The organism is Chitinophaga sedimenti (assembly GCF_023156195.1).
In the GTDB taxonomy this organism is placed as follows: domain Bacteria; phylum Bacteroidota; class Bacteroidia; order Chitinophagales; family Chitinophagaceae; genus Chitinophaga; species Chitinophaga sedimenti.
Map to the genome: position 1 here is coordinate 4,120,876 of NZ_JAKUKA010000001.1, position 26,550 is coordinate 4,147,425.

25 protein-coding genes and 3 pseudogenes are annotated in these 26,550 nt (G+C 50.4%); 13 read left to right on the forward strand and 15 right to left on the reverse strand.

The window, feature by feature from the left end; genetic code table 11:
* From MKQ70_RS23485 to MKQ70_RS23520, 8 genes are all read left to right on the forward strand, one after another.
* A complete protein-coding gene (locus tag MKQ70_RS23485; RefSeq protein ID WP_248074699.1) occupies nucleotides 1-657 on the forward strand; it encodes an FAD-binding protein in 657 nt (218 codons plus the stop codon).
* Nucleotides 603-1,568, forward strand: coding sequence for an NAD(P)/FAD-dependent oxidoreductase (locus MKQ70_RS23490; RefSeq protein WP_248074700.1), 966 nt, complete (start codon nucleotides 603-605; stop codon nucleotides 1,566-1,568). Before MKQ70_RS23485 ends, MKQ70_RS23490 begins: the two co-directional genes overlap by 55 nt.
* An 81-nt stretch (nucleotides 1,569-1,649) precedes the next feature.
* Entirely contained in the window at nucleotides 1,650-2,555 is a 906-nt protein-coding gene (locus tag MKQ70_RS23495; protein ID WP_248074701.1) for an ABC transporter ATP-binding protein, read from the forward strand.
* Nucleotides 2,556-2,677: 122 nt separating this feature from the next.
* Nucleotides 2,678-3,868, forward strand: coding sequence for an ABC transporter permease (locus MKQ70_RS23500; protein ID WP_248074702.1), 1,191 nt, complete (start codon nucleotides 2,678-2,680; stop codon nucleotides 3,866-3,868).
* Nucleotides 3,869-4,347: 479 nt separating this feature from the next.
* On the forward strand, nucleotides 4,348-4,740 hold the full coding sequence (locus tag MKQ70_RS23505; RefSeq protein ID WP_248074703.1) for an acyl-CoA thioesterase: 393 nt from the start codon (nucleotides 4,348-4,350) through the stop codon (nucleotides 4,738-4,740).
* Nucleotides 4,741-4,866: 126 nt separating this feature from the next.
* Nucleotides 4,867-5,577 carry an RNA ligase family protein gene (locus MKQ70_RS23510; protein WP_248074704.1) on the forward strand — a complete coding sequence of 237 codons (711 nt, stop codon included), beginning with the start codon at nucleotides 4,867-4,869 and terminating at the stop codon, nucleotides 5,575-5,577.
* A complete protein-coding gene (locus tag MKQ70_RS23515) occupies nucleotides 5,561-6,670 on the forward strand; it encodes an AAA family ATPase (protein WP_248074705.1) in 1,110 nt (369 codons plus the stop codon). The genes MKQ70_RS23510 and MKQ70_RS23515 overlap by 17 nt, the downstream gene beginning before the upstream one ends.
* A 244-nt stretch (nucleotides 6,671-6,914) precedes the next feature.
* Nucleotides 6,915-7,859: a mechanosensitive ion channel family protein gene (locus MKQ70_RS23520; RefSeq protein WP_248074706.1), complete on the forward strand. Its 945-nt coding sequence runs from the start codon at nucleotides 6,915-6,917 to the stop codon at nucleotides 7,857-7,859.
* 3 nt (nucleotides 7,860-7,862) lie between these two features.
* Here MKQ70_RS23520 and MKQ70_RS23525 read toward each other — a convergent pair whose 3' ends face one another.
* The 4 genes and pseudogenes from MKQ70_RS23525 to MKQ70_RS41435 all read right to left on the reverse strand — a co-directional run bounded on the left by MKQ70_RS23525 (nucleotide 7,863) and on the right by MKQ70_RS41435 (nucleotide 10,347).
* The gene (locus MKQ70_RS23525; protein WP_248074707.1) at nucleotides 7,863-8,444 is read right to left on the reverse strand and encodes a hypothetical protein; all 582 of its coding nucleotides are present in this window, start codon (nucleotides 8,442-8,444) and stop codon (nucleotides 7,863-7,865) included.
* Between the two features lie 154 nt (nucleotides 8,445-8,598).
* Nucleotides 8,599-9,306, reverse strand: a complete 708-nt coding sequence (gene pepE / locus MKQ70_RS23530; protein ID WP_248074708.1) for a dipeptidase PepE — start codon at nucleotides 9,304-9,306, stop codon at nucleotides 8,599-8,601.
* A 6-nt stretch (nucleotides 9,307-9,312) separates the two neighbouring features.
* A pseudogene (locus MKQ70_RS41430) lies at nucleotides 9,313-9,983 on the reverse strand (tRNA dihydrouridine synthase).
* 94 nt (nucleotides 9,984-10,077) lie between these two features.
* Nucleotides 10,078-10,347 (reverse strand): tRNA-dihydrouridine synthase, encoded by a 270-nt coding sequence (locus MKQ70_RS41435; RefSeq protein WP_308199144.1) that lies wholly within the window; start codon nucleotides 10,345-10,347, stop codon nucleotides 10,078-10,080.
* Nucleotides 10,348-10,578: 231 nt separating this feature from the next.
* Between MKQ70_RS41435 and MKQ70_RS23540 the strand changes: the two genes are divergently transcribed.
* Entirely contained in the window at nucleotides 10,579-11,178 is a 600-nt protein-coding gene (locus tag MKQ70_RS23540) for an alpha-L-arabinofuranosidase family protein (protein WP_248074709.1), read from the forward strand.
* Entirely contained in the window at nucleotides 11,142-12,071 is a 930-nt protein-coding gene (locus MKQ70_RS41440; protein ID WP_248074711.1) for an alpha-L-arabinofuranosidase C-terminal domain-containing protein, read from the forward strand. The genes MKQ70_RS23540 and MKQ70_RS41440 overlap by 37 nt, the downstream gene beginning before the upstream one ends.
* Before the next feature lie 115 nt (nucleotides 12,072-12,186).
* Here the strand turns inward: MKQ70_RS41440 and MKQ70_RS23550 are convergent, their stop codons facing one another.
* The 3 genes from MKQ70_RS23550 to MKQ70_RS23560 are packed head-to-tail and all read right to left on the reverse strand — an operon-like array spanning nucleotide 12,187 to nucleotide 13,722.
* On the reverse strand, nucleotides 12,187-12,588 hold the full coding sequence (locus tag MKQ70_RS23550; protein WP_248074712.1) for a hypothetical protein: 402 nt from the start codon (nucleotides 12,586-12,588) through the stop codon (nucleotides 12,187-12,189).
* Between the two features lie 10 nt (nucleotides 12,589-12,598).
* Nucleotides 12,599-13,132 (reverse strand): YceI family protein, encoded by a 534-nt coding sequence (locus MKQ70_RS23555; RefSeq protein WP_248074713.1) that lies wholly within the window; start codon nucleotides 13,130-13,132, stop codon nucleotides 12,599-12,601.
* A 20-nt stretch (nucleotides 13,133-13,152) separates the two neighbouring features.
* Nucleotides 13,153-13,722, reverse strand: a complete 570-nt coding sequence (locus tag MKQ70_RS23560; RefSeq protein WP_248074714.1) for a YceI family protein — start codon at nucleotides 13,720-13,722, stop codon at nucleotides 13,153-13,155.
* A gap of 246 nt (nucleotides 13,723-13,968) precedes the next feature.
* On the opposite strand from MKQ70_RS23560, the gene MKQ70_RS23565 reads away from it, so the two are divergent.
* The gene (locus MKQ70_RS23565; protein WP_248074715.1) at nucleotides 13,969-14,250 is read left to right on the forward strand and encodes a winged helix-turn-helix transcriptional regulator; all 282 of its coding nucleotides are present in this window, start codon (nucleotides 13,969-13,971) and stop codon (nucleotides 14,248-14,250) included.
* A gap of 290 nt (nucleotides 14,251-14,540) precedes the next feature.
* Here the strand turns inward: MKQ70_RS23565 and MKQ70_RS23575 are convergent.
* A pseudogene (locus MKQ70_RS23575) lies at nucleotides 14,541-16,696 on the reverse strand (M13 family metallopeptidase).
* Here MKQ70_RS23575 and MKQ70_RS23580 point away from each other — a divergent pair.
* Nucleotides 16,690-17,124 (forward strand): hypothetical protein, encoded by a 435-nt coding sequence (locus MKQ70_RS23580; protein WP_248074716.1) that lies wholly within the window; start codon nucleotides 16,690-16,692, stop codon nucleotides 17,122-17,124. The pseudogene MKQ70_RS23575 and the gene MKQ70_RS23580 sit on opposite strands and share 7 nt — an antisense overlap.
* Nucleotides 17,125-17,152: 28 nt before the next feature.
* On the opposite strand, the pseudogene MKQ70_RS42590 reads toward MKQ70_RS23580, so the two are convergent.
* A pseudogene (locus tag MKQ70_RS42590) lies at nucleotides 17,153-17,221 on the reverse strand (PEP-CTERM sorting domain-containing protein); the annotation flags it as partial.
* 25 nt (nucleotides 17,222-17,246) lie between these two features.
* On the opposite strand from MKQ70_RS42590, the gene MKQ70_RS23585 reads away from it, so the two are divergent.
* Nucleotides 17,247-18,518 (forward strand): replication-associated recombination protein A, encoded by a 1,272-nt coding sequence (locus MKQ70_RS23585; protein ID WP_248074717.1) that lies wholly within the window; start codon nucleotides 17,247-17,249, stop codon nucleotides 18,516-18,518.
* Here MKQ70_RS23585 and MKQ70_RS23590 read toward each other — a convergent pair.
* The 6 genes from MKQ70_RS23590 to MKQ70_RS23615 all read right to left on the reverse strand — a co-directional run bounded on the left by MKQ70_RS23590 (nucleotide 18,512) and on the right by MKQ70_RS23615 (nucleotide 26,525).
* On the reverse strand, nucleotides 18,512-18,646 hold the full coding sequence (locus MKQ70_RS23590) for a hypothetical protein (protein ID WP_248074718.1): 135 nt from the start codon (nucleotides 18,644-18,646) through the stop codon (nucleotides 18,512-18,514). The two genes, MKQ70_RS23585 and MKQ70_RS23590, sit on opposite strands and share 7 nt — an antisense overlap.
* Complete coding sequence (locus tag MKQ70_RS23595) at nucleotides 18,643-19,848, reverse strand: penicillin-binding protein 1C (RefSeq protein ID WP_248074719.1); 1,206 nt, start codon at nucleotides 19,846-19,848, stop codon at nucleotides 18,643-18,645. Before MKQ70_RS23595 ends, MKQ70_RS23590 begins: the two co-directional genes overlap by 4 nt.
* Before the next feature lie 22 nt (nucleotides 19,849-19,870).
* Nucleotides 19,871-20,851 carry a transglycosylase domain-containing protein gene (locus MKQ70_RS23600; protein ID WP_248074721.1) on the reverse strand — a complete coding sequence of 327 codons (981 nt, stop codon included), beginning with the start codon at nucleotides 20,849-20,851 and terminating at the stop codon, nucleotides 19,871-19,873.
* A 108-nt stretch (nucleotides 20,852-20,959) separates the two neighbouring features.
* On the reverse strand, nucleotides 20,960-23,254 hold the full coding sequence (locus tag MKQ70_RS23605) for an alpha-2-macroglobulin family protein (RefSeq protein WP_248074722.1): 2,295 nt from the start codon (nucleotides 23,252-23,254) through the stop codon (nucleotides 20,960-20,962).
* On the reverse strand, nucleotides 23,239-25,848 hold the full coding sequence (locus tag MKQ70_RS23610) for an alpha-2-macroglobulin family protein (protein ID WP_248074724.1): 2,610 nt from the start codon (nucleotides 25,846-25,848) through the stop codon (nucleotides 23,239-23,241). The genes MKQ70_RS23605 and MKQ70_RS23610 overlap by 16 nt, the downstream gene beginning before the upstream one ends.
* Before the next feature lie 17 nt (nucleotides 25,849-25,865).
* Entirely contained in the window at nucleotides 25,866-26,525 is a 660-nt protein-coding gene (locus MKQ70_RS23615; protein WP_248074725.1) for a hypothetical protein, read from the reverse strand.
* Between the last annotated feature and the right edge of the window lie 25 nt (nucleotides 26,526-26,550).

Here is a 26,550-nt window from a genome sequence, read left to right on the forward strand (position 1 = left end):
ATGATACAACAGGTTTCTCTTAAAGTGCTTCCGCAGGAAGCCTTTTCCGATACAGCAATCACCAAACACGCAGCCACTTCGCTCGGCGTAAAATCTAAAGACATTATCGGCTTCCACCTGCTGAAACGATCTATCGACGCACGCTCGCGGCAACAGGTATATTATGTACTGACCCTGCAGGTGTTCGTGAACGAACCGTTTCATGACAGACCGCACCTCAGCTTCCGCTACGATGCGCTTAAGATAAACGCTCCGGCAGCCATTATTATTGGCGCCGGCCCGGCAGGACTCTTCGCCGCATTGCGAATGATAGAACTGGGTATTAAACCCATTGTACTCGAACGCGGCAAAGACGTGCGCAGCCGCCGCCGCGACCTGGCCAGCCTGAACAAAACAGGCGTCGTAAACCCCGATTCCAACTACTGCTTCGGGGAAGGCGGCGCGGGTACCTACTCCGATGGCAAGCTTTACACCCGGTCCAACAAACGCGGCGACATCAACCGCATCCTGCATATCTTTTGTCATTTCGGCGCCACAGAAAAATCCTGTACGACGCTCATCCACATATCGGCACCAACAAACTTCCACACATTATCACCGCCATGCGAGAACAAATCGAAGCCTGCGGCGGTGAAGTGCACTTCGAACAAAAGGTGAACGATTTCCTGATCAGCAATAATGCCATTACCGGTGTAACAACCACCGCCGGCAACGCTTATCATGCAACACAGGTGGTACTGGCAACTGGCCACTCCGCACGCGACATTTTCCAATTACTACATCACCGCCAGGTATTAATAGAGGCAAAACCCTTTGCGCTCGGAGTTCGCGTAGAACATCCGCAATGGTTGATCGACATGGCGCAGTATCACTGCACTCATCGTGGAGAGTTTTTGCCCCCGGCGAGTTATAGCCTGGTAGAACAGGTAGAGGGCCGGGGCGTATTTTCTTTCTGCATGTGCCCGGGTGGCATCATCGCGCCAGCCGCCACCGATCCGGGTGAGCTCGTGGTGAACGGCTGGTCGCCTTCCAAACGCGACAATCCCTTCGCCAACTCAGGCATGGTGGTAACGGTAGATGAATCTGATTTTGCGCCTTTCGCCAAGCACGGTGCTCTTGCGGCCATGTACTTCCAGCAACATGTTGAACGCAACGCATTCAAGGCAGGCGGTGGCAACTTTGTAGCCCCTGCGCAACGCATGACCGACTTCGTGGAAAAGCGCGTATCGGCCTCCTTACCCGAATGCTCCTACATTCCCGGCGTAAACAGTGCCGACCTGCGCACGGTATTGCCCCCGGCCGTACACAAACGCCTGGCCGGCGCATTCAAAGCCTTCGGCAAAAAGATGAAGAACTACTATACGTCGGAAGCCATCCTGGTGGCCACGGAGTCACGTACTTCGTCTCCCGTACGCATCCCCCGCGATAATGACACACTGATGCATCCGCAGATTAAAGGCCTGTACCCTTGTGGCGAAGGCGCCGGCTATGCGGGAGGAATTGTATCTGCCGCCATGGACGGGGAAAGGATTGCCGAAGCTATTGCGGCAATGTCCCGGGTGGGTTGATACCGACAAAACCCGGGTTTGTGTAACTTTTGCTTGCAACGCCGCCAATAATCCCGTAATTTAAGATGCTTAATTACTGCTATGAACCTACTCGACATTCAGCATCTGAAAAAGTACTATGCTACGCACAAAGCGGTTGATGATGTGAGCTTCTCCATTCCCCAGGGCAGCATCTTTGGCTTATTGGGACCGAACGGCGCAGGCAAAACGACCCTGCTGCGCATGATCACCGGTATCTTTTATCCTGATGAAGGACAAATTTTGTTTGATGGGAAAAAATTTGACCCCGCTAACGACGTGCGGCACATCGGCTACATGCCCGAAGAGCGCGGCCTGTACAAAAAAATGAAAGTTGGCGAACAGGTAAAATACCTCGCCAGGCTTAAAGGACTGTCCGAAAAGGAAGCCCGTCAAAAGATAGATTATTGGTTTACCAGGTTTGAAATCACTTCCTGGTATAATAAGAAAGTGGAAGAACTCAGTAAAGGGATGGGACAAAAGGTACAGTTCATCTCTACCATTCTTCATGAACCCAAGCTTCTGATTCTCGACGAGCCCTTCTCCGGCCTCGATCCCATTAATTCTCATTTAATACAGGAAGAGATCTTTGAGCTCAGCCGCAAAGGAACAACGATCATATTTTCTACGCACCGCATGGAACAGGTGGAAGAAATCTGCGATCATATTGTATTGGTGAACAGCGGCAAGAAAATCCTGGATGGCGCGGTTAAACAGATCAAACAGGACTTCAAGAAAAATGAATATCGTGTGGGGGTAGGACAAATGCCCAACCCTGCGCAGATGGCGACGCATCACTTCTCCATCATCAAAACACATGATCATGCCTATACGGTAAAGATCAATGAAGACAGCAAGACGAATGATATTCTCTCCCACTTCATCCGTCACGATATTCCTATCACTTACTTTGAAGAATTACTTCCGACGATTAATGAAGTGTTCATCGAAAGAGTAAAGGCTCACTAACCAAAATCTATCGCTATGAATAAAATATGGCTTATTATCAAGCGTGAATATATTACGCGGGTACGTAAAAAAGCGTTCCTGCTCACCACCCTGCTCGTACCGGTATTTTTGCCGCTACGGTAGTGATCCCCGTACTCATCGCCAGGTCGGGCAACTCCGAAAAACGAGTGGCCGTTGTGGACGACAGTCACCTCTTTCGGGACAAACTGGCCGACTACGATAAAGTACATTTCAAATTTCTGGAGGCCGAAACCGACACGCTCAAGCGCTCGTACCGCGATCTTGGTTACGATGGCCTGCTGCACATCCCAAAACTGGACATTGAACGTCCGGGCGGCATAACCTACTATAGCCAGGGACAAATGAACATCGGCATGAAATCGCAGCTCGAACGCCGGCTTTCAGAATTGATCGAGGAGCAACGCATGCAGGCAGCCGGTATCGACAAAGACAAGTTAAAAGATATCCGCACCAGTATCGACATTATTAACCGCACCGGTAAAGAAGAAAGAGAGGGCAGCGCCAAAGTATCTGCGGCCGTAGGGTATGTTTGTGGATTTATCATTTACATTGTACTCCTGGTTTTCGGCATGTCGGTTATGCGCGGCGTGATGGAAGAAAAAGTAAGCCGCATTGCCGAAGTGGTAATGTCCAGCGTAAAACCCTTCCAGCTGATGATGGGCAAGATATTCGGCATCGCCGCGGTGGGCCTTACGCAATTTATTATATGGGTGTTGCTGATCTTCTTTATTTACCAGGGTATTTTCCTTTTCATTTCTCCTGGCGAAATACAAAGTGCACAGGCGATGCAGGGTGGCATGGGCGCCGGCGCCAGCCAGGAAATGGCGCGCAACATCCGGTATATCGCCGGTAGCATTAATTGGTTCATGATCATTAGCTGTTTCCTTTTTTATTTCGTGGGCGGATATTTATTATACGCTTCGCTGTTCGCCGCGGTAGGCAGCCTGGTAAATGAAGACCCGAACGATATACAGGGACTCACCTTCCCTATTACAGTGCCTATTATCATCGCGATCGTGATCATGATCAGCGCGGTAACAGATCCTACCAGCCAGTTGGCGGTCTGGGGCAGTATTATCCCACTCACCTCGCCGGTGGTAATGATGGCGCGTATACCTTATGGTGTACCGGACACGGTTCCCATCTGGCAACTGGCGCTCTCCATGCTGTTGCTGGTAGGCGGGTTCCTGCTCACTACCCGGATTGCCGGCAAAATTTACCGGACGGGCATTTTGCTGTACGGTAAAAAAGTGACGATGAAAGAAGTCGTAAAATGGATCGGCAGAAAATGATCCGCTAACACTTTTATATAAATCCTCCGCTATACCGCGGGGGATTTTTTTTGACGTTTCGCCGCATCTGAATATCAGCTCAGCATATTACCCCATCAGTTAAGCCCGCTTAAGTAGTAACCCCTAGCAACAGCGCAACCAATTGCACTATTTTGTGGCCGCTGTTAACCAATACCATGCTTTTAACTTACGTCAAAAAATACAGCTATTAAGTCATGAAATATTTTATGTTGACAGGGGCTGCCTGGTTCTGCTGGTAGTTGCATCTTGCTAAAAGCCCTCAAAAGCCGGAGCGCCAGGCCTTTGCATGTTCACAATTTTCCGGCCGGATAAAAGATAGACCCGAACGACAGTACACCTACACCGACTAAAGCACCACTGTTTGTGACAACAAGGGGCCGGCGCACAAATGCCGGCCCTCCCCATTTTATGATATTTGCAGCATTTGCATTAATTTTCCGCGGGCAAAACCGAAGCACATGAACTTTTATACGCGTAAATGGGTAAAACCACAGGACCTCAATGCACACGGCACTTTGTTCGGGGGCAGCCTGCTGGCCTGGATTGACGAAGAAGCAGCCATTTACACGATCATACAACTGGGCACCAACAGCGTGGTGACCAAATACATGTCCGAAATCAACTTCATTAACTCTGCCCGCCAGGGTGATATCGTGGAGCTGGGTATTAAAGCCACCCACTTTGGTCGTACTTCTCTGACCTTAACCTGCCAGGTACGAAATAAAATCACCCAAAAAACAATTCTTACCATTGATAAGATCGTTTTTGTGAGCGTGGACGAAAACGGACAGCCCTTTCCCCACGGCAGGACGGAAATTACTTATACCGACGAACGTTTACGGGAAGATTAACTATCTTTGCGTCCATAACATTATAAAGCCTTGGGCCGTGTAATTGCATTCACATATCAGCATTAAGCGAACCGCTCCATCTTCCGGAGCGGCTGTGATTGTATTGTTTAATCTAAACGTTATTACATGGCTATTTCTCAAAAATATGGCCGTACGTATCATTACCCGTTTTCGCCCGGCACAACGAGCGACGACCGGATAAGGCACGACTATTGGCCACTGATATCCGGCATTCCCCAGCTGGTGCATACCGAAAAACTGGACGGCGAAAACAATTGCCTGTCCCGCTACGGTGTATTTGCCCGTTCGCATGCCGCGCCCACCACATCGGCGTGGACCGGCCATCTGCGGCAATTCTGGAACCAGGTTAAAAATGACTTGGGCCACCTGGAAGTGTTTCTCGAAAACCTGTATGCGGTGCATTCACTGGCATATACCAGGTTGGAGCATCACTATTATGTATTCGCCATCCGCGAGCACGACCGCTGGCTGAGCTGGGAAGAAACAAAGTTTTACGCCGCCATGCTGGATTTACCCGTGGCGCCGGAAATAAAACTGTTTTCCACACCGGCCGACCGAACCACCTTTGAACAGGAAGTGCTGTCCATCGTAGCCGGCCCCGGCGCCTTTGCACCGGTTGATGTGACTACCGGCAAACCTTCGGTTATGGAAGGTATTGTAACGCGTAACACCGGAAGTTACCCGGTACACACGTTCGCAGAAAATGTATTTAAATATGTTCGTAAAGGGCATGTTAAAACCGACCAGCACTGGACGCGTAACTGGAAACGCGCGGCGCTGTTAAATGAAGGAGGTACTTATGTGGACACTCACTGATAATAAAGACTGGGCGGCACTCGAAGCACAGTTCAGCTGGGTAAACGACATGCAACACGTGCCACAGGATCCCGTGCACCATGCAGAGGGCAATGTGGCCATTCACACCCGGATGGTGTTGGAGGCGTTGCAACAACAGGAGGCCTGGCAGACTTTATCCCCTCAGGAGCAGGAAATCCTTTGGGCATCGGCACTGCTGCACGATGTGGAAAAGCGAAGCACCACCGAAACCGGGCCCGATGGCAGCATTTCGGCACATGGCCATGCGCGTAAAGGCGCCGCCACGGCCAGGCAACTGTTGTACCGTGAACATCCCACACCATTCGCCATCCGCGAAATGATTTACGGGTTGGTGCGACATCACAGCCTGCCGCTGTGGCTACTGGAACGTCGCGATCCGTTGAAAGAACTGGTGAGCGCCAGCCTCGAAGTAAACACACAATGGCTGGCGTTGTTAGCGCGCGCTGATGTAATTGGCCGCATCTGCCATGATAAAGCCGACCTGCTATACCGGATTGATTGCTTCGAGGAGTTTTGTAAAGAGCATGACAGCTGGGGAACGGAGCGGCCGTTTGCCGGTAACTACGCGCGGTTTCATTATTTGCATCACCCCAATACGCATGTGGATTACGTGCCGTATGAGCAGCCGGTAATAGAAGTGGTGCTCATGAGCGGCCTGCCCGGCGCGGGCAAAGACACGTTCGTTAAAAAGCATTACCACGACTGGCCCGTGATTTCATTGGATGATATCCGCGAATCACAAGGCATACATACGGCCGATAAAAGCGGGAATGGCCAGGTGGTACAGGCAGCAAAAGAAAAGGCGCGCGAATACTTGCGCAGGCAACAGCGTTTCGTCTGGAACGCCACCAATACCACGCGGCAAATGCGCGCGCAACTGATCAGCCTGTTCCTGCAATATAAGGCGGCTGTAAAAATTATTTATGTAGAAGCCCCTTATAAGCAGTTACTTGCCCAGAACAAAAGCCGCGAGGCCGTTGTACCTGCTAATATAATGGACAAACTGGCCCGCAAACTTGAAGTGCCCGCCCGCTGGGAGGCACACGAGGTAATATACCACCCATTTTACTAAACAATAAAACAGTCCGGCCCAAAGCTGGACTGTTTTTTGTGGCTATAGGCCTTTTTAATGAATAAAACTGACGGCCGATGTGGACAAACCTGGAAAACTACTTTGACAAATTACCGCCCGTATTCTGGAACCTGCTGTTGGCCGCGATGGCCGTTCTGGCAGGATTTATCTTCAAAATTATCATCACCTTTTTTCGCGGATCTATGCCAAACGTAGTACACAGTTTTCTTTATTTTACTCCATATTGGCGCGTCTCGGCAGGCCACTGAATTTCTTCCTGCCCATCTTCATCTTTAATCTGGTGTTACCATTGATGCGCCTGACGCCGCGCGCGGAACTGGTACTCGACCGAATGGCCGGTATATTGATCGTGATTGCTTTTGCCTTTATGTTGATAGGCATCGTGAAAATTGCGGAGGACTACATCACCAGCATTTACGATCTTTCCAAAACCGATAATTTAAAAGAAAGAAAAATCCGTACGCAACTGCAGTTCGTGCGCAAATTTATCATCTCCTTAATTGTAATACTCGCTGTCTGCGCAATTTTACTGAGTTTCCCAAACCTCCGCAAGGTAGGTACCGGTCTGCTGACCAGTGTTGGTATCGGCGGTATCATTATAGGTTTTGCGGCGCAACGTTCGCTGGCTAATTTTCTCGCGGGTTTGCAAATTGCGTTTACCCAACCGATGCGCATCGACGATGTATTGATTGTAGAAGGTGAATGGGGCAGGGTGGAAGAAATTACGCTCACCTACGTAGTGCTGGCTATCTGGGATAAAAGAAGGTTGATCCTGCCTATCAATTATTTTATAGAGAAACCATTTCAGAACTGGACCCGCAACAGCGCGGATTTGCTCGGCACCGTTTTCATCTATTTAGATTATACTGCCCCGATAGATGCTATCAGGGAAGAATACAGCCGGCTGTTAAAAGCAAATCAGTTGTGGGACGGTAATGTAAACGTGGTGCAGATCACCGACGCAAAAGAAAGAGTAATAGAAGTAAGGATGCTGATGAGTGCTTCCACATCGGGACGTGCATTCGATCTGCGTTGTTACATTCGCGAGAATATAATTAGTTTTATTCAGAAAAATCACCCGGATGCGCTGCCTAAAACCCGCGCCATTGTTGAAGATAAAACCTTCAAGGGGGAGATTGGCGGCAAAACAGTTGCGCCCATTCAATAAAAATCAAACCGCCTTCAAAGTATTAACTTTTACTTCTACCGGAACAAACGTGGTGCAGTCGTTGCGGAAATCGTCGTGGTAAGCCAGTACGATGCCTGCACCACCGATAGCGGCATATTGTTTCACTACATTGAATACACGCGCGGCTCCTTCCGGTGCGAGCCCAGACAGATCAATGATCACGCGGTTAGACCAGGAAAGCGCTGTGTATAATGCCACCAGTTTTCGTTCCGGCCCCTCTAACGAACTGAGTTTATCGTCGGAATAAACATCACCTGCATCATATACGGATGCAGCCAGGCGGTTCGCCGGGCTCGCATATTTGCGGATATAATCCTTTACAGTAACGGGTTTGAATAAACGGCCCATCAGTGACTGATGCGGTTCTTCCACATACATGAAGGGTGCATCCGTTTTCACTTCGGTATCGGTAGCGGCCAGTATTGCGTCCAGGGCCATTTTACGGGCCTCGCCGGAAACATCCCGGGCATCGGGCAGGTACACCACTGCAACTTCACCATCGGATACGGAAAACGACGGCATGAAAATATTGCCGGAACGCTGTTCTTTTATAGTTACTAACATAGGGATCGGTTAAAGCTAAATTATTCGCTGCATTATTAGTGACCGTGAAGTTCGCAAAAAATACTCCAATATCGCAGCCGCTGATCCATTTTTAACAATAGCTTCCACCCCTGGAAGCATTTTTCCAGGAAATCCCCCAAACGTGTTAATTGATTTAAAGTGATTGCAGCGAACTGCCTGCAGGCAATTCATATGGCGTCTTGCCCGCCGTGAAAATACGGGCCGGTTGCGAACCTTCCAGGGTGATAACGTTCCCCTTTACACGAATCCAGCTGCCCTCGCGAAGACCAACTACCGGAATGCCGTGTTGGGTATGAAATTCTTTGATACGGGTTTCGCGGGTTTCGCCCATGTGCGCTATGCCAGGAATGGGATCCTGGTAGTGAGGATTGAGATTGAAGGGCACCAGTCCCATAGTATCGAAGCTGGGCGGATAAACAATAGGCATATCGTTGGTGGTTTGCATGTTAATGCCACCAATATTACTGCCAGCGCTGGCCCCCATGTACGGCACACCACCTTCCACGGCAGCTTTCAGCTCGTTCATCAGGCCCTGCTCATGTAATTGCTTCACCAGCAGGAACGTATTGCCGCCACCGGTAAAAAATCCCTTCGCGGCGCGGATGGCCGCTGCCGGATCGGGATAGGTGTGCAGGCCGGTTACTTTAATTCCTAACGCTTCGAAAGCTCCTGCCGCACGGGCCGTATACTCCTCGTGCGAAATGCCGCCGGGGCGGGCAAAAGGCACGAAGATAATTTCGGTGATGCCGGAAAATAATTCGTTGATAACAGGCGTCAGGTATTGCAGATAGGCTTCTCCAAATAAGGTGGAGGTGCTGGCCAGCACGATGTTTTTATTCATATCCGTTTAAACCGGGCATTTTTCGTGATAGTTAATCAGTTCGATGGGCGACTGCTCGATCGGCACGCCGTCGTATACGGTGAGCACCTCGTCCAGCACCGCTTCCACTTCTTCCGGTGTTTTTAAGATCACCAGCCTGTTGCGGAATTCCTTGATGTTCGGCAACCCTTTCAGGTAGCTGGAGTAGTGGCGGCGCATTTCATTGATGCCAACGATCGGGCCTTTCCATTCTACCGATTTGCGGAGGTGGGTTTTGCACACCGATACGCGCTCCTGCAGGGTTGGTCCCGCCATTACTTCGCCGGTTTGTACAAAGTGTTTGATTTCCCGGAAAATCCAGGGATACCCGATAGCAGCGCGGCCGATCATGATGCCGTCTACGCCATAGCGGTTTTTATATTCCAGCGCCTTCTGCGGACTGTCGATATCGCCATTTCCGAAGATGGGTATGTTGATGCGTGGGTTATTTTTTACTTTACCGATGAGTGTCCAGTCTGCCTCGCCCTTATACATCTGTGCACGGGTACGTCCGTGGATGGAAAGGGCCTTGATGCCCACGTCCCGAGACGCTCGGCTACCTCTTCAATATTTTTGCTGGCATCATCCCAGCCTAAACGGGTTTTGACCGTTACGGGCAGCTTGGTGGCTTTTACGCAGGCTGCGGTCAGACGGACCATCAGGTCGATATCCTTGAGTACGCCGGCGCCAGCACCACGGCAGGCCACCTTTTTACCGGGCACCCGAAGTTGATATCCAGCAGGTCAGGGTTGGTTACATCCACAATACGCGATGCCATGGCGGGCTTTCTTCGTCGCCGCCGAAAATCTGTATGCCGATCGGGCGCTCATAATCGAAAATATCCAGCTTTTTCCGGCTTTTGATGGCGTCACGGATCAGTCCCTCGCTGGAAATGAACTCCGTATACATGAGGTCGGCCCCGTTTTCCTTACACACGGCACGGAACGGCGGGTCGCTTACATCCTCCATGGGCGCCAGCAACAGCGGAAAATCGGGCAGCACGATATTGTCAATCTTAACCATATATGATCCTTCAGGGGGCAAAGATAATCCAAATTTGGGAGATGCCGTTTCACCTGCCTTTCCCTAAGAAAACCACGGAAAAAGTACGGGATACGATCGAGACGGGATCCGGGTAATCATCTGAAGGGAATAACCAACGGGGGTCTGAGAAAAGATATATCGCCGGTCAACCAAAAAATACTTGTCAACCCGACATTTATTATTATTTTTCTGACAAACTTACCAAACGTTATGAAAAGAACGATACTCCTGGCGATTGCCATGGCGGGCGTCCTCTCCTCCTATGCCCAGGCCCGGTTACTGGTGAATGCGCATGCACCCAAAGAAACCATCAGCAAACACATTTATGGTCACTTTTCGGAACACCTGGGTCGTTGTATTTACGACGGTTTTTGGGTGGCCGACTCCATGCAGGTAAATAAAAAAGACCGCATCCGGCTGGATGTGGTGGAAGCCCTGAAAAAGATCAAGGTGCCCAACCTCCGCTGGCCCGGCGGCTGTTTTGCCGACGAATATCATTGGCGCGACGGGATCGGCCCACGCGAGAACCGCCCGAAAATGATCAATTCATCATGGGGTAACGTGACCGAAGACAACAGCTTTGGCACCCACGAGTTCCCGGAGCTGTGCAGCCTTATTGGTTGCGATCCGTACATCAGCGCCAATGTGGGTAGCGGCACAGTACAGGAAATGAACAACTGGGTAGAATACCTGAATTTCGACGGACTGAGCCCGCTGACAGACCTACGCAGGAAAAATGGCCGTGATAAGCCCTGGGGCGTGCAGTTCTGGGGGTGGGTAACGAAAGCTGGGGCTGCGGCGGTAATATGACGCCGGAGTACTATGCAGGCGAATACCGTCGTTACGCCACCTTCTGTAAAAATTATCCCGGTGCGCGGCTGAAAAAGATCGCTTCCGGTGCGAACAGCAATGATTACCGCTGGACCGAAGTACTGATGCGCGACATTCCACTGGGCCAGATGTGGGGCATTTCGCTGCATCATTATACGATTCCTAAAAACTGGGGCGATAAAGGCTCCGCCACGCAGTTCGATGAACGCGAATACTTCTCGGCGCTGAAAAGCTGCCTGGAAATGGAAAACCTCATCAATCGCCATTCCACCATCATGGACAAATACGACCCAAATAAACGCGTTGCCCTCGTGGTAGACGAATGGGGCATCTGGACAAACGTGGAGCCCGGTACCAACGGCGCCTTCCTGTATCAGCAAAACAGTATGCGAGACGCGATTATTGCAGGTACTACGCTCAATATTTTTAACAACCATGCCGACCGTGTAAAAATGGCGGAACTGGCGCAAACGGTAAATGTGCTGCAGGCGGTAATCCTTACGAAAGGTCGCCAGATGTTACTGACACCTACCTACCACATTTTTGACCTGTACAAAGTGCACCAGGACGCGAAACTGTTGCCGGTACAGTTGTCGGCACCCGACTATGGCACCGGTAATGATAAACTGTCTGCGGTAAACGCATCTGCATCGCAGGATGCATCGGGCGCTATCCATATTTCCTTTGTCAATATTGATCCGAATAAAGAAGTGACGATCCGCACAGCATTGAGCGGCGCAACCTGGAAAACCATCACCGGCCAGGTGCTGACTTCAGGCAGGTTCACGGACATCAATACCTTTGAGAAACCGGATGCGATCGTGCCGGCAGTATTTAAAGGCGCGAAAAAGAGGGAGATGAACTGGTGGTAACGCTACCGAAGTTATCAGTAGTAGTATTGGAGTTGAAATAGTAACCATATCAACATAAGAAAAAAGCCCGCTCCTTGATTGGAACGGGCTTTTTTATATCATATACCTTTTCAGATTACGCTTCGGGCGCTGATTTAAAGAACAGCGGCTTCAGGGTGTACCAGCCCAGCGCAGGGAAAAAGTGCATCGGGATCGTAAGACCGAGGAATAACTCGGGCATTTCGATGTCCAATGGCAGCCTGTGCGAGATGGGGCCTAAAAGCGAAGCGAAAGTAAGAATGGTAAAAATCAGATTGAATACTGGTTCTGTCCGTTGTTTCAACAGTTTATGCAGGAGCCAGTAACCAATAGCCGCCAGCAATGTACCGCCGATACAGGTGATGAACATGCCCGCGGTAGTAACTACCGTCGGAAATTCGCCCGCTGTATTTTCGGCGTATAACTTGGCATATACCATAGAGGCTACACCTGCGAGTACACCGGAAAGAATTGCCAGCAACAAAAGTTTCTTAAACATGCACTAAAATTTATTTGGTAACAGGAACAGATACTTCCAGTTTGATGTCGTTAGACACATCGCCACCGGCTTCGCCGATTTTGAATTCGGTGCGGTTTACCGTAAACGTACCTGCAAATACACCGCCATTGCCTGCTTTCTTAAACGTGAAAGGCAGCGTGATGGCCTTCTTAACACCATGCATCTCGAGTGTGCCTTGTGCCTGGTAACCGGCGCCTGCTTTTACAATTTTAGAGGAAGTAAAGGTAATGTTCGGATATTTACCTGCATCGAACCAATCGGTGCCTTTGGCGTGTTTGTTCATCATCGCGTTGCCGGTATTGATGGAGGCAACGGGAATAGTAACGTTGAATTTAGAAGCGTTGAGGTTATTCTCGTCAAAGCTGATCGTACCCTTAAGCTCTTTGAATATACCTGCTGCTTCCCCTGCCGTAAACTTAACGGAATAACCGCCGGCAATCTTCCAATCTATCCCCGCTACCGGTTTGAAGGCGCTGGCCGCTACCGCGATCACGAGCGCTACTGCATAAAATAACCTCTTCATAAATTCTTTGTTTTTAAAAATTAGCCTTTAATGAACTCGGTGTCGGCTTCGATTTTAACTACATCGCTCAGCATCGCTTCGGGCATACCGGGAGCAACACCAAAATCAGAACGTTTGAAAGAACCGGTTACTTTGAAACCAGCGATTTCTTTTTTGTTCATCGGGTGAGTAGCAGTACCAACCAGTTCAGCTTTCAGTACAACGGGTTTAGTAACACCGTGGAAAGTCAGCTCACCAGCTACATCATAAGTTTTAGCACCCGTTTTTTTGAAGGTAGTGCTTTTAAAAGCAATCGCGTTGTATTTAGTAGCATCCAGCATGTCTTCTTTCTGAAGGTGTGCATCACGCTGAGCATTATCGGTGTTGATGTTGGCAACTTCCGCTTTGATTTCGATGGTGGCATCGGTGAAATCAGCTTTGGAAGAAGTAATGGTAGCGTCGGTATTTTTGAAAGAACCATGGAATTCGTTAACACCATAGTGTACCAGGCTGAAGCCTACGCGTGAGTGTGCGGCATCCAGTTTCCAGGTTTGTGCAAAAGCGGATACGGAAAAAATCAAGCCTGCTGCAATAAATGTAATCTTCTTCATTTTCGTTTTTTAAAATTTAGGTAGTGTGAATAATTGTAAATTTAGTTACCTTTAGTAACTCAAAGCTATTTAATAACTCGATTACCACCAAGAAGGAACTGAACTAAACCTTGGTATCATGATAGTAACTAATACTGAAAATCAAGAACTTACAATCGAAAATAAAATTGACAAAGTTTTCGATATGGAGCATTGCGAAAGTGCGTTATGCCCGATTAAAGACGTGCTGGCGCATCTTGGCGATAAGTGGTCCATCTTTACCATCCGGCGTTAGGCCAGGTAAAGGTGGCCCGGTTTAACGAACTTAAAAAGCAGGTAACCGGTATTTCCCAGCGCATGCTCACTGTTACCCTCCGCTCGCTGGAGGAAAATGGCCTGGTATCGCGTCAACTGTTCCCGGAAATACCTCCGCGGGTGGAGTATACGCTTACTTCCTCTCGGCCACAGCTTATTGGGACAGATGCTGCAATTGTCCGAATGGGCCGTGTTGCACCGCGACGAAATAGAAGACGCCAGGAAAAGCTTTAAAGAAAAGAAGCTGGTTTTCTGATATCATAAGCTGGTTCCAAGGTTTTTCCTTCCCGAAAACATCACTGCATATTACGGCAACGGCGTGTCGCAGGTTGCCCGTACGAGGCGTATCTGATACTTTTTCACGCTGCCAACCAACTGTTTACGCCTCATCATATCCCAAATATAACGAGTTTGGGAATTACAACATGCACCTGCGCACAAATACCAAACAACATCCATGATATTTACATAAAAAGAAAAGGCCTGCCTTATACGGCGGGCCTTTTCGTAAGGTTATTTTTTTCTTACCAGATCACTACACGCTGTGCTTCCGGCAATACCATTTTATCGCCAGGTTTGCAACCCCATGCATCCGAAAACTCGGCCAAGTGCGGTAACGGACCATTGATCCTCTCGCGGGCGGGAGAGTGCGGATCGGTCTGGATCTGGTTGCGCAGCGCCGCCTCAGTTATGTTGGCGTGCCAAACCTGCGCCCAGCCCAGGAAGAAGCGTTGTTTCCAGGTATATCCCTCAATCGGTGCAGGTTCGCCCTTACCTTCGAATGATTTTTTCAGTGCATAGTAAGCCAGCGTAAGGCCACCCAGGTCCGCGATGTTTTCGCCGATGGTGAGCGCACCGTTTACTTTAAAGCCAGGCAGTACTTCAATACCGCTGAAGTAGTTGATGTATTTGGCCGACAGCGAATCAAAGTTTTTGCGGTCGTCTTCTGTCCACCAGTTCTGGAGGTTACCCTCTGCATCGAACTGCGACCCCGGTCATCGAAGCCGTGTGAAAACTCATGGCCGATTACCGCGATGATACCGCCGTAGTTGATAGCGTCATCCGCATCGGGATTGAAGAACGGCGGCTGCAGGATACCTGCGGGGAACACTACTTCGTTGTTCAGCGGGTTGTAGTACGCGTTTACCGTCTGCGGCGTCATCAGCCATTCCTGTTTGTCTACCGGTTTACCGATTTTTTCCACCGCTTCTTTATGGCGGTACATGGCAGCATTCACGACGTTTTCCACCAGTTTACCTGGTTGGATATCGATGGTGGAATAGTCTTTCCATTTATCGGGATAACCAATTTTGTAGGTGAAGGCTGCGAGCTTTTTGTGCGCCATTTTCTTGGTATCGTCGCTCATCCAGGTCAGCTGATCTACGCGCTGACCATATACGGCACGCACGTTTTCGATCATTTCTGATACTTTCTGTTTAGATGATTCGGGGAAGTATTTTTTTGCGAACAGTTTGCCCAGCGGCATGCCCATGACACCGTCGGTAGAGCGGATAGCACGGTCTACGCGGGGACGCTGCGCTTTGGTGCCGCGCATAACGGTCGCGAAAAAGCGGAAGTTTTCGTCGTCCAGCTGTTTGGGCAGGAAGCCGGCGAAATGCGTCAGCAGCTGCCAGCGGCTCCAGGTTTTCAGCGTTTCGATCGGTGTGCTTTTCAACAGGGCGTTCGTGTTTTGCAGGTACGCCTTGTTCTGGATGATCACCGAATCGGATTTAATTCCCTGCACGCTGGCAAAGATATTCCAATCGAAATCCGGCATCAGCTGGTTCAGTTCCCCGTAAGCTGCTTTGTTATAGGTTTTAACCGGGTCGCGCAGTTCCACGTTGGTGAGTTGCAGTTTCGCCAGTTTGTTTTCAAATTCAAGTACGGTTTTACCGGCATTTGCATCTTTGAAACCAGCCAGCCTGAACATTTTGTCCACGTGTTGTACAAATTCCTGGCGAACTTTCTCCGTGGCTTCGTCAGTGCGGTCGTAATAACTTCTTTCACCAAGGCTCAGTCCATCCTGCCCCTGGTACAGTGCGTTTACCTTACTGTTTTTCAGATCGCCTTCCACACCCAGTCCGGCTACAGTAGAGATGCCAAAAGGCTGCATTTCACCCGATACTTTTACCCAGTCTTTCAGGGTTTTGATCCCGGCGATTTTAGCCAGATACGGCTGCAGTGGCGTCATCCCACGCTTTTCAATGGCAGCGGAATCTAAAAATGATTTGTAATAATCGGCGATCTGTTGTTCTTCGGTACCCTTTTTGAAACCAGTTTTACCAATAATTTCGAAGATGATACCTTTTAAACGTACTTCTTTGTTTTCCTTGTCCAGCACGTTAAACGCGCCCCACCGGCTGTCGGTGCCGGGCATAGGATTGTTCTTTTTCCAGTTGTTGTTGGCAAAGCCGTCGAAATCGGAGCAGGGCGACACGCCTTTATCAATCGACGTCATGTCGAAGGCGGGCGCCTTTTGTTGTGCGTGACTGGCTATTGGGGACAAGCCGGCGGCCAACGCTGTTGTAACGGTTAGAATTTTCTTATACATGAAGTTCAGGTTTATTGCCGCTAAAGGTATGGAAAATCCCGTTCCGCTAACCGCGGCCATGCGCCGCTTGAAAATTTCGTACGTTTGCAGGATCATTTTTGTAGACAAACAGCTAAAAAAATATGACATTTCCGCTTGGCCTCTTCCGCTTCCTGACGATATTCAACCTTGTTGTACTGGGTTTGTTCGCCGTAATATTTGTGGCTTCATTGCCAGCAACGGGCGTCAGCGCGTTATTTGGAATTTTGTTGCTTACACCTGCACTGCTGCATCAACGCCGCTGCCTCGTGCTGCAACGCCACTTCCGCCAGCCCGGCCTGCCAGTAAACGCCGCTTTGCCAATGGCCATCAACCTGAGTTCAATCGGAGCATTTATCTGGGCCATCCTGGTATTATGGGAGGTGGCTAACTTCTTCCGTACCGACCCCGCCATGTTCCAGACGTTTATCAACAATACAGTCAACAGTGCACCCGATCCTGAGCAAAAGGCTATGATGCAGCGCATTGCGTATCCAACAATGCGCGCCGGCGCCATCTTTTTGGCATTCACGGCCTGAGCATTGTGCTCAATTGTATTGTATCCGTTCAATATTCCCGCCGCCTGCGCGCCGAACTGCCCGATGAAGAAAGCAGTGTTGACAGCAACGACGACGGTTCATTTTAACCACTACAGATAAAGATGCAACATTCCTCCATACCGTTGGCGGAACGACTTCGTCCCGCCACCCTGGCCGACCTCGTTGGACAGGAACATCTTACCGGGCAGGGTAGCATCCTGCGCAGAGCCCTGGAACAGGGTAAAATCCCGTCTATGATCCTCTGGGGTCCTCCGGGTGTGGGCAAAACCACCATTGCGAACATTGTAGCACATACCCTGAACGTACCCTTCTACACACTCAGTGCCATTGCCGCTGGTGTAAAGGAAGTGCGCGAAGTAATTGAAACTGCCAAACACCAAAGTCATGCGGTGTTGTTCATTGACGAGATTCATCGTTTTAATAAATCGCAGCAGGATGCGTTGCTGGGCGCCGTGGAAAAGGGTATTATCACCCTCATAGGCGCCACTACCGAAAATCCTTCGTTTGAAGTGAATGCGGCATTGCTGTCCCGCAGCCAGGTATATGTGCTGAAAGGTTTGGGCGAAGAGCAGCTTCATCAACTCCTGGCGCAAGCCATGGAAAAGGACGAGTGGCTTAAAAGTCTCCATATCGAACTAAAGGAAACGGAGGCGATGTTTAACATCTCCGGCGGCGATGCACGTAAATTGCTCAACCTGTTCGAACTGGTGGTCCAGTCACTCGGCCACGAAGACCCCATCGTGATCACGAATGAAAAAGTAATGGAGATCGCGCAACAGCGTGTAGCCATTTACGATAAGTCCGGCGAACAGCATTATGATATTATATCGGCCTTTATTAAATCCATCCGCGGCAGCGATCCGAATGGCGCGGTATACTGGCTGGCGCGCATGATCGCCGGTGGAGAAGATGTGAAGTTCATCGCGCGGCGGCTATTGATCCTTGCCTCTGAAGATATCGGCAACGCCAATCCCAATGCGCTGCTGCTGGCAACAAGTACTTTCCAGGCAGTAAGCATGATCGGCTACCCGGAGTCGCGGATCATTTTGTCGCAATGCGTAACGTACCTGGCTTCTTCGCCTAAGAGTAATGCATCGTACGAGGCCATCAACAAGGCACAATCAATGGTATCACAAAGAGGCGACCTGCCCGTGCCGATGCACATCCGCAACGCACCTACCAAGCTGATGAAACAACAGGGGTACGGCGAGGGTTACAAATATTCCCACAGCTACGAAAATAATTTTTCCGCACAGGAATATTTGCCTGAAGCTATTGCCGGCACTAAGTTTTACAATCCCGGTAACAACCAGCGGGAAGATGAATTACGGCGTTACCTGAAAAATCTCTGGAAAGATAAATACGGTTACTGATCCTTTTCTTTGCTCAGAATTTCAAATGCCACCTGCACCTGCTCGCCACTTTCGTCAACCAGTGTAAGCGTGTGTTTACCCGGTGCGGGCCTCACCGCCAGCTGATGGAAGTTTTCGGTGGTGTTCACAAATGTATTATCCGGTGCCAGAATATTTTCGCTTCGCGGTTGCGGTGCGTGGCGCGAAATACGGTTTCACCACGGCTGCCATCCAGTTCCAGCGGCACATAAATGCGGGCATTGGGTCTTGGGTAGATGAGCTCCATTGAATGCCCGGGCTCTTCGGCGTTATCACAGCCCGGTTTAAAAGGTGGTAAAGGTTGATATAAGTGTTTACTGCGGTAATAAAATTCCATCGCGGGCGGTAACACGAACCAGCTTTTATGCTGCATTTGCTCCGGCAATTCACAGGCGGCGGTTACGCGGTATTGCCCGGTCGGATCAAGATGTATAAGCTGGTGGTACGGACAAACTGCCGAACGCAATCCCGCAGCCGGAACAAGCATCGAATCCACTTCTTCACAATACTGTCCTGCCCTGTAGCCGCTCTGCCGGCACACATCGATCATTTTCATTTTGGAGGATGGCATATCAAACCAACCCGAAGTACGCAGCTGCCTGAATATTTCAAACATCACCGGCGCCGCGGTAGACACGCCAATCAGTCCCGGGCGGCCTTCACCATCAGTATTTCCCACCCACACACCGACAACGAATTGTGGCGTTACACCAATCGCCCATCCATCCCTGAAACCGAAACTGGTGCCCGTTTTCCAGGCCACACGTTGTGAAGAGGAGAACTGTTGCCACAACATCTCTTCCCCCGGCCGCATTACATCTTCCATTGCCTGAAAGGTGTACCAGATAGCCGCGGCGTCCAGCACACCATACGGACTTAATTTATGTTGCGATGGTCTTGTTTCCCGCAGCCGGTAGCCCGGTGCATGATAATCATCTTCATCATATTTACCATCGTTCTGTTCCATATGCAGTAGCGTACGCGCCATACTCGCATACACGCCGCTCAGCTCCCAGAGCGTTACACCGCCGCCACCGAGTATCATCGACAATCCATAATGACTGGCAGGCTTCGAAAACGTGGTGATTCCCAATCGCTTTAATAAAGAATGAAAACGCTGAAAACGGTATTGCTGCAACATGCGCACCGCCGGAATATTCAGCGACCGTGAAAGCGCTCTGCTGGCCGGCACTGCGCCGTCGTAATCAAGGTCGAAGTTCTGCGGTGAATAGCCCGCTATCTGTGTAGGAATATCAGGGATCAGCGCATTGGGTAGTAATTGTCCGTCGCTCATCATTGCCGCATACAGCAAAGGTTTCAACGTACTGCCGGGACTACGCAATCCCCTGGATCACATCTACATAACTTTCCAGTTCGTTATTGGTGGGCGAATACACATTGCCCACATAAGCGAGTGCATTGCCCGTTTCCACATCCAGCACAATGGCCGCGGCATTATTAATCCCATTTGCCCGGAAGCCCACATGGTGGCGGGCGAGAATGTCGGTTACGTTTCTTTGCAGCGGCCCGTCAAGCGAGCTTCTTACGCGCGTATCTCCATCTTTCCCGCGTTGCTGCTGGCGGAACAGGTCCAGCAGATGCGGCGCCAGTTGCGGCAGTGCCAGCGGCTCGTCCGGAATAGGCTCCAGCTTTGCCAGCGCACAGGCAGTACTGTCAAGTTTGCCGGCCTCCCGCAATTTCTCGAGCAATGCATTTCGTTTATTCAGTAACGTATTCCGGTTACGCCCAGGATGCACCAAAGCCGGACTATTCGGCAACACCGCAAGTGCCGCCATTTCGCCCCAGGAAAGTTGCGAAGGCTTGCGCCCGTAATAGCGCCAGGATGCGGCTTCCAGTCCCACCACATTGCCGCCGAACGGCGCATTGGCTGCGTATAAAGAAAGAATTGTCTTTTTAGAATAGCGAAACTCGAGCCGCGTAGCCATCAACGTTTCCACCATCTTTTGCCAGAGGTTACGCGGTTTGTTGCGGTACAGGCGAATCACCTGCATCGTTATGGTACTGCCGCCGCTCACCACCTTGCGGCCACCGATATTCTGTTTTACGGCCCGACCCATGGCTATCGGGTCTACGCCCCAGTGATGATAGAAACGTTTGTCTTCATAGGTAGTGATACAGGCCGCAAACTTTTCCGGCACGTCTTTATCGCCCGGAAACCGCCACTGGCCATCATTGGCAATAGCAGCGCTCAGCAACTCGCCGTTGCTGTCTTCCACCACATAAGATGTGGGCGTGACAAAAAGTTTACGCGGCAGGCAGAAATAGTAGGCAATCAGTAACAGGCCCACTATCATCAGCCGCCATTTTCTTTTTATCACCCATCGTTTCAGTCGTTCCTTCATATCTCATGTAAAAGCCCGTCGCTTGGGAACGACGGGCCTTTTATCTTTTACTGATGTTGATTATTTGGTCACTTCCACCCACTTGCCCGGCACAAACGCGTGTATGTTATTGTCATACATCGCTTCGGCCGCGGTAGCCGGAAGGTAATACCTTCCGGTGTACGCCGCATTCAGCAGCACCTGGTAAGTAACGGTTTTAGATTCTTCCAGGTTGAAGTATGTATACACCCGGTCATCGCGAATGTCCTGGTAAGTATAGGGCGACACGCGCACCGCGCTGTCATTGCCCATCAGGCGGGTGTTAATGATCTCCCAACCGGACGGGAATACCTGTGTAAGCGCCATCTGCTCATAGTAACCACGTTTACCGGGATTACGCAGCGTAACGGTCGCTACAAAGTCTGTTCCCTGACGCAGGATTGTCGGATCTATCGCTTTACCTGCACGGGTTTTGTACTCCACGTTCATCGCAAGTATTTCCGGATCGTTGGATGCATAAGGGTTTTCACCGGCTGCTGGCTGACCTTCGAGAATCAGTCGTACGAACAGCAAACCTTTACTACGATTCGTTACAGCGGCATTGCCTTCCGCAGTACCACGGAACGTCACAGGTACCTGCGCTACATAAGTTGCGCTATTCAGGTTACCGGATGTTCCGTTCAGCTGATAAGAAGCGCTCATCGTGCTCCCCGGTTTGTTATCACCACAGTATTTAGCGATCGCGATCAATGCATATGCTGTAGTCTGCGTGCTGTACCAGCTGTCTTTCGACAATTCTGCCGCCACCTGGCGTAACAAGGTACCGGCCGCGCTGCGCTGCTTCATCAATGTTAATACTTCCAGGATCATCGCACGGTCACGGAGATCGGAGCCGAACGTACCGCCCAGTTGTTTGTAAGGTTTCACTTCTGTACCGAGACCCTTAATCAAAGCGTTTGCCGCTTCGGGTTGACCAGCCAGCTGGTAAGCTGCTGCCAGTCGCCATTTTGCAGGCACCGACAAATACTGGAATTCCTTCAGGCGGTTCATGGCGCCCATTTCCGGTGATTTGGCGAGGGCGAGCAGGTACAACCTGTATGACTGGTCAAGGTCTGCGCCGTAGAAATTATTGGAGTTCACCGTCCACGCTACCGCTTTATTCTTCTGGTATTTTTTCCATTGGTCCAGGAAGCCCGCAGGCAGTGCGTATCCGCGTTGCTGCGCCTCCAGCATAAAGTGGCCGGCATAGTTCGTGCCCCACTCGTCCGACTCGGATGCGCCAGGCCAGTACCCCAGGCCGCCGTCCGACAGCTGGAAGGTTTTTAACCGGCTGATACCTGCCTTTATGTTTTTATCAATTTCCGCCTGTCTGTTCGGCGACAATTCTGTGATCGACGACAGGAACAATTGCGGAAACACCGAAGAAGTGGTTTGCTCCACGCAGCCATGCGGATATTGAATCAGGTAATTCATGCGTTTACCCAGGTTCAATGGTGGAATAGAAGATACTTCCAGCACACCGGTATTGGTGCCCGCCATACCCACTGGTGTATAATTGGTATTCCAGGTTTGTCCCGGTTCAACCGCCGCTTCGATCACATTGCTGATATACGGGTTAGGGTTGCGTACAACGAGTTCCACGGTTTCTTCCGCCTTCTCTTTACCACTGGTAGCCGTAAACGTTACTTTGCCAACACCTGCCTGTGGCCTTACCTGCACATCAAAATAAACTAACTGCTCACCCGGTTTATCAAACGTAACTGTTTTTGTACGTTCTCCCACCACGTCAAATAATGCATTAGGCGCGATGGTCACATTTACGGTGCGCACATGTGGTTCGAGACCAAATACAGTAACAGGCACCTGCGCTGTTTCGGTCGGCCCGAGTACACGCGGCATTGACGTGAGGATCATCAGCGGTTTCTTCACCGCCACTGCCTTTTCCGCACGACCATAAGCACCTTCATAGCCTGCCACCACCATGGCTTTCACAGATCCGATATAGGGTGGCAGCTGGAATTCGTGGGTTTGCTTTTCACCTTTCTTCAGGTGGAAGGGCCCCATAAATTTAACAACTGGCTTAAAGCGGTTAGCTTTGGCGGCGCTGGCATTTTTATTCAGCCCCTCGTCACCACCAATGCTCAGGATGCGTTCGAGGTTGGCTCCGTAAGCGCCGATCACATAATCGAACAGGTCCCAGGTTTTAACACCAAGCGCTTCGCGGGCATAAAACGCACCGTGCGGATCAGGCGTTTTAAATCGCGTAAGGTCCAGCAGGCCTTCGTCCACAATCGCAATGGTATAAGTCATGGCTTTGCCTTTCGCTTCACCAACTGTAATACTTGCTTTCTCTTCCGGTTTTAACTTATCCGCCATTTTGATGGTGGGCTCCGGATCGTTGCCGGGTTCTCTACCAGGATAGGCACCGTGCCATACATGCGGATCGGCAGGTCATTCGCGGTTTGCGCGTGTGGCTGCAACAGGCTTACGTTCACATACACGTTCGGCGCCATGGTTTCATCGGCCTTAAACGTATGGATCGTTTGTCCCTTTGTTGTTTTGATCCATTCCGTTTTCAACACCTTGCTGCCAGATTCGATGCTCACCAATGCGCGGCCGCCTTCGGAGCTTGGGATGGTGAGTGTAACGTTTTCGCCAACTTTGTATACGCTTTTGTTAGCGCTGAAAACAAGCATTGCCGCTTCGGCAGGATTCTCCTTGCCCATGCGGTTGGCCCAATCCGGCCAGTCGATGTACACCGACTTAGATGCCGCGTGGCCGCTTTCTTTATCTTTCACGCGCAACACGTAACGGCCCCAGTCGGGTTGATTAATACGCAGGTTGTAAGTGCCCTTACCCGCTACGATCGTTACGTCCTGCTTCCCTAAAAACTGGTTGTAGCTATCATTGAAAAAGTTGGAGTAGTCTGCTTCATTTTCGTCCCACCACCATCTCCATCTTTCTTTATAAAGACTAACCTCCACGGTACGTGTGCCGGACACCGGGTTACCATTATCATCCACGTTCGCAATGCTCACCGCATGATCGCGGCCCGTTACCAGCATTCCCGTCAGCCTGTCGCCTTCCGGTATACGCAGACCAACATAGCTTTTAAATACATGATAGGGCATTGAAAAATGGTCGATGCTGAAGTCACCGCCCGGTTCAAATACCTTCACTTCAAAGTTGGCATTCAACACACCTGGCGCCTGCTTTTCCACATTCAGATTAGCCGTTAAAGGCGCGCTGCCGGATTCACCAAGGCTGCCTTCAAAGATGGTTTTGTTTTCTACGGCAAAGCGGGATACGATATCATCAAAACTATATCCATCGAACTTTTTAAAGGTGGTATTACCTGAAGTAAGCGAGATATCCACTTTAGCCTTCAGGTTCTGCGCCGTAGCACCAAACAGCCACATGGCACTGATGGTACCGGTGCTTCCTTTCGTCAGCGATTCGCGGCCGAAGTCCACATTAATTTTCAGGCGATTCGGCTTCACCGTTTCCACCCGCACGTTTTTGGTAAACGTGGCGCCACCAACTTTCACCTTGGCTACATAGCTACCGGTAATCGCTTCCGATTCTGTAAACGTGTGGAATTTATAAAACCCATCCACCGAAGTATTCTGCGTTAAACGCCGGTACAACTGGCCTTTCGGGTTATACAACTCCATCGTTACGGGGTGATTGTCCGGCAGTTTATTGTCTTTATCCTCCAATACGAAAGTGAGGAACAAAGAGTCGCCCGGCCGCCATACACCGCGTTCACCATAAATAAATCCTTTGATGCCGCTCTGCACTTCCTCCCCTTTTACGTCGAAACGGCTCAATGGCAATGAGCTGCCATCGTCCAGTTTCAGGTAACCCCTTTCCGCATCTTTTCTAGCGACGAGCAGGTAGGGTTTTCTTTTCAGTTGCAGACTCGCGAAACCATCGCCGTCGCTCTTTCCTTTTTCCAGCACGATGCCCCGGTAATCGAGCAGCTCCAGCTCCACGCCGCTCAAAGGTTTAGCGTCGCGAATATCGGTGGCTACCACCAGCATGCTGTTGTCGTTACCACGCTTCGCAATGAGGCCCAGGTTAGATGACAGGATATTGCGGGAAGCCCATTTGTTCTTGTTATAATAAGAGTTGGAACAAGGACTTTCACGGGATGACCAGTCGTAACCATAAGGATAATAGCTATCGTAACGGCTCCAGAACTCATCGTCATCATCTATTTTTTCTCCGTAATAATCACCTTCTCCTTCCTCCTCATCGCTATCGCTGCCTTGCACTTCTTTGCCACTGCAACCCGCCAATGAATAAGATTTGCGAAAACCGAGCGTAACGCGGTAAATCGCGCCGGGCTCGCTGCGCAGCATTTTCTCCAGGTCAATGTTAAAACGGTTTTTACGATGCAGGTTCAGCGAGCGGTCGAGGTCGAGCCGCACTGTTTTTTGCACAACAGGTGTACCCACGCGTCTTAATTCATTGTCCCCGCTCAGGCTGTTCCGTTGCAGGTATTGCGGAATATTCTTTTCGTATATTTTGATAACGGTTACATCCACGGCGTTCAGGTTCACGGCATCGAAGGGCAGCACCAGCTTGCCGGACGAAGGCATGATTACGCCATTACCAGGAATGCTCACCGAAGGCTGCCTGTTCTCGAAGGCAACCCGCATACTAACGGACTGGGGCAAACGCTGATCGTTCACGTTGAGGATGCCCTCATTCACCGCCAGGTTATACTGTCCTTCCACATGCTCCGGCATATAGATTTTCACTTCGCTGCCTTCTACCGCGAACCGCAGATCGCTCACACCGGCAATGCCCAGCATACCGTCGAGGCTCTGCGAAGCGTTCAGCGGGTCGGAGAACTGCACCAGCAGGTATTGCTCCGGTTCGTACACCGGGCGCACGTCCAGCACTTTAAAATCGCCGATGGCCGGCACTTTCAGGTTGCGGGCGCCTTCTGTGCTGATCGACAACGGCTTACCGTTCCAGCTTAATTGCAGATCGTTCGCGCTGTTCGTTCTCGGAATATTACCGATGGTAAATTTATGTTCGCGCCCCGCCGGGTTATGTTGCCAGGTAATGGCCAGCCGTTTCCCTGGTACTGGTTCGTTAATATTTTTTCAATGTTCTGCGGATCTTCCACGTCAGCCGTGTACAATACACCGCTCAGGCTCATCCTGTCCAGCGAGGTGTTGCCCCAGGCTTTCAAGCCCTGGTCTTCCACCGAAAACGCCGGTTTAATTACCTCGAAATCGAAGTCAAACGACGATAGATCTTTAGGCACATCTTTGATAACCTTGCCCAATTTGAAGGTCGCTTTGTAAGCCTTACCGGGCGCCATGTTCTCGTTTGGCCGGAATTCGATGGTCGAAGCATCTACCCAATATGCCTTTCCTTTTATTGCAGGAGAGAAATCGAACAAATCGGAGCTTACTTCCTCGTTCGCCGCATGCGGTTCACTGCTGGGACCTGCCAGCTGAATACGAATGGGACTCTGTTTGGAAATAATACCGGTCGTATATGCTTCTACGTATTTCGCAAAAGCAGGATCAATAACTTTCCGGGCACTGCGGCAAGCAAAGAGAAAAAGAAGCGCAGCCATACACAGTACGAGTGCGGAGAGCACCGTCTTGAATTGTTTTGGGTACATGGACCTAGGTTTTTAGGACTTGAAT

What these genes read in the sequence shown, in the direction of transcription:
- MKQ70_RS23485 (WP_248074699.1), top strand. Translation starts at nt 1, where the DNA reads ATGATACAACAGGTTTCTCTTAAAGTGCTTCCGCAGGAAGCCTTTTCC.
- MKQ70_RS23490 (WP_248074700.1), top strand. Translation starts at nt 603, where the DNA reads ATGCGAGAACAAATCGAAGCCTGCGGCGGTGAAGTGCACTTCGAACAA.
- MKQ70_RS23495 (WP_248074701.1), top strand. Translation starts at nt 1,650, where the DNA reads ATGAACCTACTCGACATTCAGCATCTGAAAAAGTACTATGCTACGCAC.
- MKQ70_RS23505 (WP_248074703.1), top strand. Translation starts at nt 4,348, where the DNA reads ATGAACTTTTATACGCGTAAATGGGTAAAACCACAGGACCTCAATGCA.
- MKQ70_RS23510 (WP_248074704.1), top strand. Translation starts at nt 4,867, where the DNA reads ATGGCTATTTCTCAAAAATATGGCCGTACGTATCATTACCCGTTTTCG.
- MKQ70_RS23515 (WP_248074705.1), top strand. Translation starts at nt 5,561, where the DNA reads ATGTGGACACTCACTGATAATAAAGACTGGGCGGCACTCGAAGCACAG.
- MKQ70_RS23525 (WP_248074707.1), bottom strand. Translation starts at nt 8,444, where the DNA reads ATGTTAGTAACTATAAAAGAACAGCGTTCCGGCAATATTTTCATGCCG.
- pepE (WP_248074708.1), bottom strand. Translation starts at nt 9,306, where the DNA reads ATGAATAAAAACATCGTGCTGGCCAGCACCTCCACCTTATTTGGAGAA.
- MKQ70_RS41435 (WP_308199144.1), bottom strand. Translation starts at nt 10,347, where the DNA reads ATGGTTAAGATTGACAATATCGTGCTGCCCGATTTTCCGCTGTTGCTG.
- MKQ70_RS23540 (WP_248074709.1), top strand. Translation starts at nt 10,579, where the DNA reads ATGAAAAGAACGATACTCCTGGCGATTGCCATGGCGGGCGTCCTCTCC.
- MKQ70_RS23550 (WP_248074712.1), bottom strand. Translation starts at nt 12,588, where the DNA reads ATGTTTAAGAAACTTTTGTTGCTGGCAATTCTTTCCGGTGTACTCGCA.
- MKQ70_RS23555 (WP_248074713.1), bottom strand. Translation starts at nt 13,132, where the DNA reads ATGAAGAGGTTATTTTATGCAGTAGCGCTCGTGATCGCGGTAGCGGCC.
- MKQ70_RS23560 (WP_248074714.1), bottom strand. Translation starts at nt 13,722, where the DNA reads ATGAAGAAGATTACATTTATTGCAGCAGGCTTGATTTTTTCCGTATCC.
- MKQ70_RS23580 (WP_248074716.1), top strand. Translation starts at nt 16,690, where the DNA reads ATGACATTTCCGCTTGGCCTCTTCCGCTTCCTGACGATATTCAACCTT.
- MKQ70_RS23585 (WP_248074717.1), top strand. Translation starts at nt 17,247, where the DNA reads ATGCAACATTCCTCCATACCGTTGGCGGAACGACTTCGTCCCGCCACC.
- MKQ70_RS23600 (WP_248074721.1), bottom strand. Translation starts at nt 20,851, where the DNA reads ATGATAGTGGGCCTGTTACTGATTGCCTACTATTTCTGCCTGCCGCGT.
- MKQ70_RS23605 (WP_248074722.1), bottom strand. Translation starts at nt 23,254, where the DNA reads ATGGCGGATAAGTTAAAACCGGAAGAGAAAGCAAGTATTACAGTTGGT.
- MKQ70_RS23615 (WP_248074725.1), bottom strand. Translation starts at nt 26,525, where the DNA reads ATGTACCCAAAACAATTCAAGACGGTGCTCTCCGCACTCGTACTGTGT.